This window comes from Cytobacillus sp. EB106-05-05-XG126 (genome assembly GCF_058791715.1).
Window position 1 is genome coordinate 1,451,325 of the sequence record NZ_JBYTDU010000001.1, and the last position, 13,567, is coordinate 1,464,891.

The following is a 13,567-nucleotide window of genomic DNA, read 5'->3' on the forward strand; positions in this document are numbered from 1 at the left end:
AGCTGTCCCTCTTATATTTACCTAATTTATTTGGACTAAACCTTTTTCCAGCAATTGGTTCAGCGCGATGCATACAGCCATTTTCACATGAGAATAAGTCAGCCCGCCCTGAACGTATGCAACGTATGGAGGCCTAATAGGTCCATCTGCCGTCAGTTCAATGCTTGCACCCTGAATAAAAGTCCCTGCTGCCATAATTACATCGTCTTCATATCCAGGCATATAAGCAGGATAGGCAGTTACATGGGAATTAACAGGAGATGCAAATTGAATCGCCTGGCAAAATGCCACCATTTTTTCTTTATCATTAAATTGGACAGATTGAATTAAATCAGTTCTTTTACTGTCCCATTTTGGATTAGAGTTCATTCCAAGCCGCTCAAGCAGTGCTGCTGTAAAAACAGCTCCTTTCAATGCCTGGCCGACAACGTGTGGAGCTAGGAAAAAGCCCTGATACATTTCCTGAAGGCTGTACAGGGACGCACCCGCTTCTGCACCAATTCCCGGGGATGTCAATCGGTAGGAACATGCTTCCACCCATTGTTTCTTCCCGACAATATAACCCCCAGTCTTGGCGATCCCGCCGCCAGGGTTCTTGATTAGCGACCCGGCCATCAAATCTGCCCCAACATGGCAAGGCTCCCTGTCCTCTACAAATTCCCCGTAGCAATTGTCAACAAAAACAATCACATCCGATTTAATTTCTCTTACAAACTGAATCATTTCTTCTATTTGTTCAATTGTAAAAGATGGTCTTGTTGCGTATCCTTTAGAACGCTGAATGCCAATCATTTTCGTGTTCGGCCTGATGGCTTTTTCAACCGCAGAGTAATTGATGCTTCCATCGTCATTCAGCGGGATGCTATTGTACTCAATGCCGAACTCTTTCAGCGAGCCGCTGCCTGTTCCCCGGATTCCAACGATTTCTTCCAGTGTGTCATATGGCTTGCCTGTTATGTACAGTAATTCATCACCCGGCCGCAATACGCCAAAGAGTGCAATGGAAATGGCATGAGTGCCTGAAATAATCTGAGGACGCACTAATCCAGCTTCCCCGCCGAATACTTCTGCATATATTTCCTCCAATGTATCCCTGCCGATATCATCGTAACCGTAACCGGTTGATGGAATGAAATGAGAATCGCTGACTTTGAAATTTTGAAAGCTCTTTAATACACGGAATTGGTTCTCATCAATCCGCTCATCAATGGTCTTTAATACTTCTGAAATTTGCTGCTCCACTTCTTTTACAATCGGCTGCAGCTTTTCTCCTTGTGATAACTGTTGAAACATGATGTTCTCCTAACTATACGGTATATTTCGTTAAAGGTCCTGAGATCTGATGGTCTTCGAGGTAATAGCCCTTGCAGACGTAGAGTTCTTTGTCTTCATTAAAAGTCAATTCCCTCAGGATGGTTTCATTCTTGAGTTGTGACAGCAGTTTCCCTTCTGTCGATGGCACCTCAACATGGTAATGCTTCATCATCCCCAGGATCATCTGCTCGATTTTCCGTTTCAGCTCATTGCGGTCAACTTCTTCAAAGGCACTGATCTGAATTGTTTCTGTCCTGGCGGTCGGGACAAAATCAGGATGCCTTAAATCTCTCTTATTATATACCGTCAGCTGCGGTATTTTATCATTTTCCAAATCTTCTATTAGTTTATTGACTGTCTGCTCATGCTGGTAATAATCCGGATTGGACATATCAACTACATGAAGAAGTAGATCTGCTTCATTTACTTCTTCCAGGGTGGAACGGAAGGCCGCAATCAGCGTAGTCGGCAAATCCTGAATAAATCCGACTGTATCTGTCACAAGTGTAATGAATCCGCTTGGCAAAATCAGCTTGCGGGTCATTGGGTCAAGTGTGGCGAATAGCTGGTTCTCTTCATAAGATTCTGCTTCAGACAGCCGGTTAAAAATCGTGGACTTCCCTGCGTTTGTATAGCCGACAAGCGCAATTTGGAATGCTTTGTTTTTCTTCCTCCGTTCACGATATCTGTCCCGGTGCTGCACAATGACGGAAAGCTGGGTCTTAATATCATCAATCCGGCGGCGGATATGCCGGCGGTCTGACTCCAGCTTTGTCTCACCCGGGCCCCTTGTGCCGATTCCCCCTCCAAGTCTTGAAAGCTGGACGCCCTGGCCTGACAGGCGCGGCAGCAGATACTGCAATTGAGCCAGCTCAACCTGCAGTTTCCCTTCTTTAGAGCGCGCTCTCTGAGCAAAGATATCTAATATCAGCTGTGTGCGGTCAATGATTCGTGCATCCAAATCTGCAGATAGATTTCGAACCTGGCTAGGTGAAAGCTCATCGTTAAATATGATAATATCTGCTTCCACTTCTTCTTGAAGTGCAGCCAGTTCCTCCACTTTTCCTTTTCCTATATATGTAGACGGATGAACCCGTACCCTTTTTTGTGTTACCAAAGCTAATACTTTCCCGTTGGCAGTCTCCGTTAAGGATTCTAGTTCTTCCATTGAATATTCAAACCGCTGATCATCTTCTTCAGTATGACAGCCGACAAGAATGACTTTTTCATAATCTGGCTTGTGTTCCAACCAGCATCCCTCTTTCATATTCTTATTTTAATTGATCATAACAAAAAAACTGGTCAAATACTAATCTCATCGCTAATTGATAGGCCTTTGGACATTACGTTTAAAATGTGTAAAAAAGGTTGAATTTCTTTTTTTCCGTGTTAAAATCATATTGTTTGGAAAGAATTTACGATTGTAATTTACTCAGACAAAAATAGATTTAGAGATTTGCATCTTGAGGAGAAATGGCATATGACATGGGAAGTTTTAAGTATGATTGGCACTATTGCGTTTGCTGTCAGCGGTGCAATTGTAGCCATGGAAGAAGAATATGATATTTTGGGTGTTTATATCCTCGGGATTGTTACTGCTTTTGGCGGCGGTGCCATCCGAAACCTGCTAATAGGTGTTCCTGTCTCTGCCCTTTGGGAACAGGGGTTATTTTTTCAGATTGCCCTTTTATCCATCACAGCAGTAATGCTGTTCCCGAACAACCTGCTCAAACACTGGCAAAAATGGGGCAATTTCACTGACGCAATTGGATTATCCGCATTTGCCATTCAAGGAGCATTGTACGCAACGGAAATGAATCATCCTTTAAGCGCTGTAATTGTGGCAGCTGTATTAACAGGAAGCGGCGGGGGAATAGTCCGCGATCTTCTTGCAAGAAGAAAACCGCTTGTATTACGATCTGAAATTTATGCTGTCTGGGCTATCCTTTGCGGCTTCGCAGTCGGACTCGGAATCGCCTCAGCGCCGTTTGAACTTTATGCTTTGTTTATCATCATTACCGCTCTGAGGGTTTTATCTTACACATATAATTGGAAGCTTCCCGTTAAGAGGCTGGGGACAAAAGCATCGGCTTAAGCCGGTGCTTTTTGCGTTAAATACCAGCAAACTAACATACTTTATTGAAAGAAAGGGCTGGCATCAGATGTGTATTTGCAGATTTAAGCTGTTTGTTTGCAAGTTCATGCACTTTCTTTGCAAAATTTCCTATTTGTTTGCGAATACAGGTACTTTATTTGCAAGTATGCAATTTTATTTGCAGAGTTCACAATTCCCAAAAAAAGACCTGCTCATACCACGAGCAGGTCTCACTATATTATTGCTTTACATTCGCCATGATTGTATTTGGATCAAAGCCAATGACCCATTTTCCATTCACATTAATTTGAGGCACTCCCATTTGGCCTGTGGTTTCAACCAGTTTTTGTGCCTCTCTCTGGTCATTCTGGACATTAACCTCTTTAAACTCCAGCCCCTGCTGATCCAGGAAGTTCTTCACCATCGTACAATACGGACAAGTATTCGTAGTATAAACTGTAATTTCATTCATTATACATTCCTCCTCCAGTAAAAAGACAATGCCAATGTTCATTGACACTGTCTGTTTTATTACAATATCCCCTTAATCAGCTTCTTCAAACACCAAATCATTGCTCCTGATAGTCATAAGATCATGTTTGTCATAGCTGTTTTGCATTAACAGGCGCATGGCCTGTGCCCTGATAGATTTTTCAAGAATGTTTCGAATGTAGCGCCCATTGGAAAAACTGTTGGGGCTGAGATTGGTTTTTACAAAATGCAAGTGCTCCCTCAGCTTCTTTTCGGATTCGTGACTTAAACTATACTCCCTTTCCTTTAGCATCCTCTGCCCAATTTCCATCAGCTGCTCTATCGAGTAATCAGGGAAGTCAACAACAAGGGGAAAACGGGAATGAAGACCCGGGTTCAGCGTCAAGAAATGATTCATTTCTCTGGAATAGCCTGCCAGTATCAGGATAAAGTCATGCTGTCTGTCTTCCATATGCTTGACAAGGGTGTCAATGGCTTCCTTGCCAAAGTCTTTTTCTCCGCCTCTCCCTAATGAGTACGCTTCGTCGATAAAAAGAATCCCGCCAATCGCTTTTTTGACCAGATCCCTCGTCTTTTGTGCAGTATGACCAATGTATTCACCGACAAGGTCGGCCCGCTCTGCTTCAATCAGATGTCCTTTTGACAGCACATTCATTTTTTGAAAAAGCTTGCCTATTAATCGGGCAACCGTTGTTTTACCTGTGCCGGGATTGCCTTTAAACATCATATGCAATGCTTGCTTTCCAGCTTTGAGACCGGCTTCTTCCCGTTTTTTATTCACATAAATCCAGGCATAAATCTCCTTGATCATTTTCTTCATTTCTTCCATTCCCACAAGAGCGCCTAGTTCTTCTTCAATTTCTTTGAGAGCTGTATGCTCAACCGGAATGACTTTTGGAGCCGCTTGGGATTCGGGAAGCTCTTTTGTGTATGTTTTACGCTTTTGTGAATTGAGCACGATGCTGATCTGTCCGTTATTTTTCAGGCGAATCGGCTGGTCCAAAAGCTATCACCTCACATTCTTAGCACAGTATACGCATAGAAGTAATCGTTGTGACAAAAGCCTATATGCATCCGCGAGATTACGGTTATTAGGCTAAAATACGACATGTTCCCGTCCATTTCAGCAATCAATGATGCAGGAGTGTCGGTTCATGCGGTTTCCCGAGAAATAAGGTGAAACTTCCATCAGTTATGGCTATATTCCCTTTCAGCATGGCACAGAGTAATTAAGCCGTTCATAATGGACAAGGGAAACGAGCCCGCAGTCAGTTTGCCCTCATAGAAACAATAAATTCCCATACCTATATGTATTCAGATAGGGTCCATTTCATTAAATATTTTTGCCTTTCTTATCGCTCAGACATAAGAAAATAGCCCGCTTCATTCAAAGCGGGCTTTTCATCCTTACTGTGTTATATTCTATTGCTGGTTTTCTAAATCCAACTGAACATTGCGCTGGGGGACAAATGTTGAAATCGCATGCTTGTAAACAAGCTGCTGCTTTCCTTCTGATTCAAATAGTACAGTAAAATTATCAAAGCCTTTAATACAGCCTCTAATTTGGAATCCGTTTAATAAGAACACGGTACAATTCGTATTATCCTTGCGTAGCTGGTTAAGTACCTGATCTTGAATATTGATTGCTGATTTCATTATAATCCTCCTCTTTTATCTCTATCATTATGTATTCGATTTTATTTTCAGCTTTCCTTCAATATGAGCAGAAATTTCAGCGAATTTTTTTTCAAACTCATGAGGATCGACTGAATCGGACATATCAAACCATTCCACATTCATCTTGTTTCGAAACCATGTCAGCTGCCTTTTTGCATATCTTCTTGAATTTTGCTTCAGATTTTCTACAGCATCCTCGAATGAAACACGCCCATTAAAGTAATCATACAGCTCTTTATACCCGATGGCCTGTATGGACTGGCAATCCTTTAACCCCTGATCATATAGGGATCTAACCTCTTCCAGCAAGCCCTCCTGCATCATGATGTCGACTCTCTGATTGATGCGGTCATATAAGGTTTCCCGATCCATAGTTAAGCCAATCAGTGCCATATCATATAGAAGTTCCGGGTTTTGTTTTTCCTGATACTGGGACATCGTTTTACCTGTACAATGGTAAATTTCCAACGCCCTGATTACTCTTCGAATGTTATTGGGATGTATTTTTTCTGCGCTTTCAGGGTCTATCTCCAAAAGCTCCTCATAAATAACATTGTTCCCTTCCCTTTCGGCGCGTTCCTCTAATGTTTTTCTAAATTCCTCATCTGAAGGCGCATCAGAAAATTGGTAATCATAAATTACAGACTGAATGTACAATCCCGTCCCTCCAACAATTATTGGAAGTTTACCTCTAGAAGTGATCTCTGTGATTTTACTTCGGACCAGTTCCTGAAATTCAGCTGCTGAAAAGGACTCTTCAGGATTTTTGATGTCAATTAGATGATGCGGAATCCCTTCCATTTCTTCTTCATTAATTTTTGCCGTGCCAATATCCATCCTTTTATAAATTTGCATGGAATCTCCGCTGATGATTTCGGCATTAAATCTTTTTGCCAGAAGAATGCTTAATTTTGTTTTCCCAACAGCTGTAGGGCCAATCAGCACTGCAAGCTTTTCTTTTTCACTCATCTGTTCACTGCCTTTACTGCCATTCTAATTTTATCCTACCATATAGCAGGAAAATTTTTCAGGTATCATCTTACCATTCTTTTCATAAAAACAGAACATTTATGCATTATGAACAACTTTCCGGTTTCCTATTCGACAAGTTTCCTAAAATTTTCTTATAAAATTACAATTTATTAACGATTCCATAACAATTCAAGGCTAACCCCCAAAATCATGTTAATTTATTAGAAGGCTATATCGTGACAATATAAATTTGAAATTGGGTGAATAATTCATGATAAATACATCTGAAATTGGAATTGACTTAGGGACTGCTAATATTCTTGTATACAGCAAAACAAAAGGAATTATCTTAAACGAACCGTCTGTAGTAGCAATTGATACAGAAACGAAAAAAGTGTTAGCTGTTGGTAAAGAAGCAAAAGAAATGATTGGTAAAACACCAGGCCGCATCGTTGCCATCCGTCCGCTAAAAGACGGGGTTATCGCGGATTATGACACGACGACTGAAATGCTTCGCCAGGTTATGCGAAAAGCATCGAAAAAAGTCGGATTCGCGATCAGAAAGCCTAACGTGGTCGTATGTACTCCTTCAGGTTCTACTTCTGTAGAGAGAAGAGCTATTCAGGACGCAGTACGAAATGCTGGGGCAAAAAAAGTACATCTTATTGAAGAACCGGTAGCAGCTGCAATAGGGGCTGGCATGCCTGTTGATGAGCCCGTTGCAAACGTTGTTGTAGATATTGGCGGCGGTTCAACTGAAGTCGCCATCATTTCATTTGGCGGTGTTGTTGCCTGCCATTCCATCCGTATTGGCGGTGACAGACTCGATGATGACATTATTCAGCATGTTCGCAAAGAATACAATGTCCTTATAGGGGAAAGAACAGCTGAAAAAATTAAGATGGAAATCGGCTATGCATTAGTCGACCATGAAGAAATGACAATGGAAGTCCGTGGCCGGGACCTCGTGACTGGTTTGCCAAAAACAATTATATTGTCTTCATATGAGATTCGTGATGCAATGAGAGAAGCACTCCTGCATATTCTGGAGGCCATCCGTGCCACTTTAGAAGACAGCCCTGCCGAACTGAGTGGTGACATTGTTGACCGTGGAGTTATTTTATCCGGCGGCGGCGCCCTCCTTAATGGCATGCAGGATTGGTTATCCCAAGAAATTGTTGTACCTGTGCACCTAGCTCCAAATCCTCTTGAATCTGTAGCGGTTGGAACAGGGGTTGCATTAAAATATATTGATAAGATGCATACATTGGTAAGATAAGGTTATAGATTAAGAGCACCCAATTTGCGGAATGGGTGCTTTTTTTGTTTGGTATAGTGACGTTTTGAGCGATATTTCGTTTTTATGAGCGAAAAGATAGTTGTTAGAGCGAAAATCCTGTTTTGTTTACATAACATTATTATATTCTAGAAATTAAAAACGCCGAACCACTCAGGTTCAGCGTCCCTCTCTTTCTACATTACCCGCTTAAACATTTTCTCCATTTCATAAGTCGAATAATGAATGATGATCGGCCGTCCATGCGGGCATGTGAACGGATCGGAGGACCTCCGCAATTCATCAAGCAGCGCCTGGATTTCATCATTGCGCAGATGGTGGTTCGCTTTAATGGAAGCTTTACAGCTCATCATGATGGCAGCTTCCTCGCGCAGTTTTTTAATATCGACTCTCTTCATGGCTAAGAGTTGTTCAATCATATCCTCAATGATTTCCTGTTCTTCGCCTTTTGGCAGCCATTGCGGGTGGGAACGGACGATAAAGCTGTTATGTCCGAACTGCTCCAGAAATACCCCCACTTTTTCAAGTTCGCCTTTGTATTCATCAATTTTGATATAATCATCCGTTGAGTATTCAAAGGTCAGCGGTATGAGCATTTCCTGCAATTCGCTTTCAACCTGGCCGACTTTCTCCCTGAAATACTCGTACTTGATCCGCTCCTGGGCGGCGTGCTGATCAATGATATAAAGGCCACGGTCATTTTGGGCAAAAATATAAGTCCCATGCATTTGCCCGATCGGATAAAGCGGGGGCACACGCGATGGCTCCTCTACCGTGGCAGTCTCTGTGAAAAACTGTTCCATTCCTGCAGCTCTCGGCTCTTCGGACAGGAATATGTGCGGATCCACTTGAGGCAATTCTTCTGATGAAGGACTAAAGTCCATGGAAGGTGCATCCTGTAAGTCAGGAGTTTTTGCTGCTTGCGGTTCGGCTGGAGGACTTTGTGAGCTTTGCAGAACAGCTCTGTCCGAATTTTGCCGAACAGCCTCCTCCCTCGTTTCACGCACAAAAGAAGACACCTGCTCGCGCTGCTCCGGCAAATGATCCAGATTAAGAGCTGTCTGTTCCGACTTGGGCTTCAGGCTTTTCGGCTGTGTAAACCCGGAAGGAATCAGTTCCTCTTTTTTAAATGCAGCCTTCAAAGCACCTGATACAAGCTCATTCAATTCATGTTCCTTGCTTAAGCGCACCTCCATTTTCGACGGATGGACGTTCACATCGACAAGGAGCGGATCCATATCAATGTTCAGGAGTACAATCGGGTAGCGGCCGATTGGCAGCAGTGTATGATACCCCTCCTGAATGGCTTTTGCCAATGAGTAATTCTTGATAAATCGTCCATTGATCATGGTGGAAATGTAGTTTCTTGACGCCCTTGTAATTTCCGGCAGTGCTGCATAGCCGCTGATTTTAAAATCAAGTGAGCTTGCTTCAATCCGAACCATCTTTTTCACGATATTAATTCCATAAATAGCAGCAAGCACCTGCCGGACATCCCCGTTTCCATTCGTCTGCAGAAGCTTACGCTCATTATGAATCAGGCGGATGGCGACCTCCGGATGGGCAAGTGCCAGCCTGTTAACCACATCTGTAATATTGCCAAGCTCTGTGTGAATCGTCTTCATATATTTAAGCCGTGCCGGAGTGTTGAAAAATAAATCCGTTACGGTTAGGTCAGTCCCTTTTCTGCCGGGCGCCTTTTCCATCACGTCCACTTTTCCGCCTTCGATGACGACGCGCGTTCCCGCATCGCCAGTTGAAGTTTTCATCTCAATTCTGGAAACAGACGCAATACTGGGCAAGGCCTCGCCGCGGAATCCGAGCGTGCGGATGCGAAAAAGGTCATTTTCGTCTTTTATTTTACTGGTAGCATGGCGATGAAAGGCATTCAGGACATCATCTTCCTCAATGCCGTCGCCATTATCAATGATGCGAATTTTAGCCAGGCCGGCCTCTTCCACTTCAATTTCAATAATCGTGCTTCCTGCATCAATAGAGTTCTCCATCAATTCCTTTACCACTGATGCAGGCCGCTCCACCACCTCGCCGGCAGCAATCTTATTTGAAAGCGAATCATCGAGCTGAATGATTTTCCCCATCTCGTCACCCCCTGTATATTAATTTTTCAATTTCCTGTGCAGCTCATATAATGTATTTAATGCTTGCATTGGCGTCATATCCAGAATATCGAGCGCTCTGACTTTATCAATGATCTTCTTATCTTTAGAGCTTATTGAAGCTTTCTTCACGTCTTCAGGTTCCTCGAAAAAGGATAATTGCGCAGCAGGCTCTTCAATCTTTTCTGCAGCAGGAATCTCATTTTTAACTTGATGAGGGTTGTTCGATTCCAGCCCTGTTAAAATTTCATTTGCCCTGACAATCAGTTCATTCGGCAGCTCTGCAAGCTGGGCAACATGGATTCCGTAACTCTTATCTGCTGCTCCTTCTTTAATTTTATGAAGGAATACAACCCGTCCATTTTGCTCGACAGCGCTGACATGGATGTTTTTCACTTTTTGCAGATCTTCTTCAAGCACGGTCAATTCATGGTAGTGAGTGGAAAACAACGTCTTCGCACCAATCCGGTTGTGTATATATTCAATGATTGCCTGCGCCAAAGCCATTCCATCATAGGTGGAAGTTCCGCGTCCGATTTCATCGAACAGAATCAAACTGTTTTGAGTGGCATTCACGATGGCATTTCTCGCTTCAAGCATCTCGACCATGAACGTACTCTGGCCGGAAATAAGGTCATCGGCAGCCCCTATTCTCGTAAATACCTGGTCGAAAATCGGCAGCACGGCTTCAGAAGCAGGCACATAGCAGCCGATTTGCGCTAAAATCGCGGTCAATGCGATTTGCCTCATATACGTACTTTTACCGGACATATTCGGCCCGGTAATCAGCAGCATTTCCCTGTCCGCATCCATATAACAGTCATTAGGCACATATTCCTGTGCGTTCAGCACCTTTTCAACGACAGGATGGCGGCCGTCTTTGATATAAACCCGTCTTTCATTTGAAAAATTTGGCTTTGTATAATGTCTCTGTTCGCTGACAGCGGCGAAGCACTGAAGAACATCCAGCTCACTAACCATTTTCGCCAGCTTTTGCAATCTCGGAATATATTCTTTTATATATTCGCGGACATTCGTAAATAATTCATATTCGAGCTCCACACACTTTTCCTGCGCTTCCAGTATGAGTGCCTCTTTTTCCTTCAATTCAGGCGTAATAAATCGCTCGGCATTGGTAAGGGTCTGCTTGCGCTCATATTGCCCTTCCTGAAGCAGGTGCAGATTGGCGCGGGTTACTTCGATATAATAGCCAAACACACGATTAAAACCGATTTTTAAAGATTTAATGCCCGTTTTTTCACGTTCCTGCTTCTCCAGCTGGGCAATCCAGGTCTTCCCGTTTCTGCTGGCATCGCGATATTTATCAAGCTCTTCATGATAGCCGTCCTGAATAATGTTTCCATCCTTCAAAGACAGCGGAGGATTTTCCATTATGGCGCTTTCCAGAGTATCCGTGACATCTTCACAGGCATCCAGGCGCTCAGCGAGCCTCAGTGCTTCCTCATTCGGCAGATTTGAGACCATTTCTTTTAAAATAGGTATCTGCTGAAGAGATTTCTTTAGCTGCACAAGGTCGCGGGCATTTACATTTCCAAAAGCGACTCTTCCTGCAAGTCGTTCCAGATCATAGACTTCCTTCAGCTTTTCCCGGATTTCTTCCCGTTCAAAGAAAGAGCCTATCAGCGTTTCAACCAAAGAATGTCTGCGCTTAATTTCCTCTTCATCAATAAGCGGCCTGTCGATCCATTGCTTTAATAGACGTCCTCCCATAGCTGTCTTTGTTTCATCGAGGAGCCACAATAGCGAGCCCTTCTTGCCTTTGCTGCGGATGGTCTCTGTCAGCTCGAGATTCTTTTTCGAGAAATAATCGATTTTCATGTATTGATTTACTTGATAAGTCGCCACTTTTTGCAGATGATCCAGACTTCTCTTCTGCGTGCGGTACAGGTAATTAATTAATCTGGAAGCTGTTCTCCTTAGCTTGTCCTGATTTAAATCATCCAGAAGTCCTTCAAAGGAGTCCCGGACTCCGCAATCATCCTCGAAAGAAATCGCCATGACGGAGCGTTCTTTCATTCTCCTCTGCCATTCCCCATCAAAGTCGGAAGAGATGACTGCTTCCTTTGCTCCTGACATGGACAGCTCGTTCAAAACCTCCTCAAACCCGTTGCTTAACATCGTTACCTTCGTCTCACCTGTGGACAAATCATTGGTGGCAAATCCAAAGGTTTCATCTTCAAAAGCAGAAATCGATGCAATGTAGTTGTTTTCTTTTTCCTGAAGACCTTTGCCTTCCATCATTGTTCCAGGCGTGATAAGCTGAACAACTTCCCGCTTCACAACGCCTTTTGCCTGCTTTGGGTCTTCCGTTTGCTCGCAGATTGCGACTTTGTATCCTTTTTCAATCAATTGTTCAATATAAACCGGTGCTGAATGATATGGCACTCCGCACATGGGGATCCGTTCCTCCGTGCCTCCCTCGCGGCTCGTTAAAGTGATTTCAAGCTCCTGTGATGCTTTAAGTGCATCATCAAAAAACATTTCGTAAAAGTCGCCAAGGCGAAAAAATAAAAAGGCATCCTGATATTCTGCCTTTACCCGTAAATATTGCTGTATCATAGGCGTGTAAGCTGCTGCCATAACTTCCTCCAACGATTCATAATCTATTATTTTTATATTTTTGTTTAAGAGGATTCCTCTAAAAACGTCTTTTTCATTATATCATAGATTATTTGGTGACTCAGATGTGCAATATTTGCCTTGGTATTTCTTAATAGGTTTTGATGTTTCGAGGATCAAGTGCCCACAGCGAAAATCAACTCAGAGGCTAAACATTTTTTGCCTTTAGTGACCAGCAAAACAGTCTGGCCACAATAAAACAACAGCTCCCCAATGGAGAGCTGCCAGGATTCTTAGTTATTAATGTATTTTTCAAACACATACCCAAAATCTTTCACATTGTATTTCTTGCGGCTGTTCATCAGCCAGTTGAAGGCCGTTTCATTTAATACGCGGAAATTGTCCACTACGTTGGCATCCTGATTGGATACTGAACGGCCAAGGGTGCTTGATGCCAAGCTTAGGCTTTTTTCAGCATATTCCATGGAAACTTCATTTTCTCTGCAGATCTCGGAAATGCGGATCAGGGCTTTATATAAATCTTTCAATTCTTCAATATGCTTTTTATGTACGTCAATCGAGAAGGCCTGAGATCCGATTACGAATTTGATTTCCACATCCAAATCAACTGTACCGGCTGTTTCCAGCATAACGTTTGAGATGGTATATTCGCGGTAGCTGTAGCGCTTTAAAGTGCGTTTTTTGCTGACTGCGCTGGTACCATCCAAATGAATAAGCGCCTTATTTGTAAAGCAATATTCATCGGATTTGGACTTGATCAGGAAATAGATTTTCTCATTATCTTCGTGCAGGACATAATCATCTGCATCGACTTTGTCATAATCAGCCGGGTGAATGACACTTCCCACATCACTTAAGCCCAGCACATCAGAAGCAACTTTTTTAAACATAAACCCTCAACCTTTCTGAATTCAGTTTACTACTTTGCTATTTTAACATATACAGGAAAACGATGGCTTTATCATTTTAAAAATAACACCGAAAGATCCCGGTAAACCGATA

11 protein-coding genes are annotated in these 13,567 nt (G+C 42.9%); 2 read left to right on the forward strand and 9 right to left on the reverse strand.

The window, feature by feature from the left end; translation table 11 throughout:
- Positions 1-21: 21 nt before the first annotated feature.
- Positions 22-1,293, reverse strand: a complete 1,272-nt coding sequence (locus tag AC3WTL_RS07210) for a methionine gamma-lyase family protein (RefSeq protein ID WP_197214906.1) — start codon at positions 1,291-1,293, stop codon at positions 22-24.
- A gap of 13 nt (positions 1,294-1,306) precedes the next feature.
- Positions 1,307-2,563, reverse strand: a complete 1,257-nt coding sequence (gene hflX / locus AC3WTL_RS07215; RefSeq protein ID WP_226619000.1) for a GTPase HflX — start codon at positions 2,561-2,563, stop codon at positions 1,307-1,309.
- 231 nt (positions 2,564-2,794) lie between these two features.
- On the opposite strand from hflX, the gene AC3WTL_RS07220 reads away from it, so the two are divergent.
- Entirely contained in the window at positions 2,795-3,409 is a 615-nt protein-coding gene (locus tag AC3WTL_RS07220; protein WP_076255919.1) for a trimeric intracellular cation channel family protein, read from the forward strand.
- 238 nt (positions 3,410-3,647) lie between these two features.
- On the opposite strand, the gene AC3WTL_RS07225 is transcribed toward AC3WTL_RS07220, so the two are convergent.
- The 4 genes from AC3WTL_RS07225 to miaA all read right to left on the reverse strand — a co-directional run bounded on the left by AC3WTL_RS07225 (position 3,648) and on the right by miaA (position 6,547).
- A complete protein-coding gene (locus AC3WTL_RS07225) occupies positions 3,648-3,881 on the reverse strand; it encodes a glutaredoxin family protein (RefSeq protein ID WP_048008943.1) in 234 nt (77 codons plus the stop codon).
- Positions 3,882-3,953: 72 nt separating this feature from the next.
- Entirely contained in the window at positions 3,954-4,904 is a 951-nt protein-coding gene (gene spoVK / locus AC3WTL_RS07230; protein WP_197214904.1) for a stage V sporulation protein K, read from the reverse strand.
- Between the two features lie 419 nt (positions 4,905-5,323).
- Positions 5,324-5,557, reverse strand: a complete 234-nt coding sequence (gene hfq, locus AC3WTL_RS07235; protein WP_035330690.1) for an RNA chaperone Hfq — start codon at positions 5,555-5,557, stop codon at positions 5,324-5,326.
- Between the two features lie 27 nt (positions 5,558-5,584).
- Positions 5,585-6,547, reverse strand: coding sequence for a tRNA (adenosine(37)-N6)-dimethylallyltransferase MiaA (gene miaA / locus AC3WTL_RS07240; protein WP_248346973.1), 963 nt, complete (start codon positions 6,545-6,547; stop codon positions 5,585-5,587).
- Between the two features lie 274 nt (positions 6,548-6,821).
- On the opposite strand from miaA, the gene mreBH reads away from it, so the two are divergent.
- The gene (gene mreBH, locus AC3WTL_RS07245; RefSeq protein WP_197207308.1) at positions 6,822-7,829 is read left to right on the forward strand and encodes a rod-share determining protein MreBH; all 1,008 of its coding nucleotides are present in this window, start codon (positions 6,822-6,824) and stop codon (positions 7,827-7,829) included.
- A gap of 194 nt (positions 7,830-8,023) precedes the next feature.
- Here mreBH and mutL read toward each other — a convergent pair whose 3' ends face one another.
- The 3 genes from mutL to AC3WTL_RS07260 all read right to left on the reverse strand — a co-directional run bounded on the left by mutL (position 8,024) and on the right by AC3WTL_RS07260 (position 13,455).
- On the reverse strand, positions 8,024-9,946 hold the full coding sequence (gene mutL, locus AC3WTL_RS07250) for a DNA mismatch repair endonuclease MutL (RefSeq protein ID WP_492369261.1): 1,923 nt from the start codon (positions 9,944-9,946) through the stop codon (positions 8,024-8,026).
- An 18-nt stretch (positions 9,947-9,964) separates the two neighbouring features.
- The gene (mutS, locus tag AC3WTL_RS07255; protein WP_492369262.1) at positions 9,965-12,565 is read right to left on the reverse strand and encodes a DNA mismatch repair protein MutS; all 2,601 of its coding nucleotides are present in this window, start codon (positions 12,563-12,565) and stop codon (positions 9,965-9,967) included.
- A gap of 272 nt (positions 12,566-12,837) precedes the next feature.
- Entirely contained in the window at positions 12,838-13,455 is a 618-nt protein-coding gene (locus AC3WTL_RS07260; RefSeq protein ID WP_048008949.1) for a PH domain-containing protein, read from the reverse strand.
- Positions 13,456-13,567 lie beyond the last annotated feature (112 nt).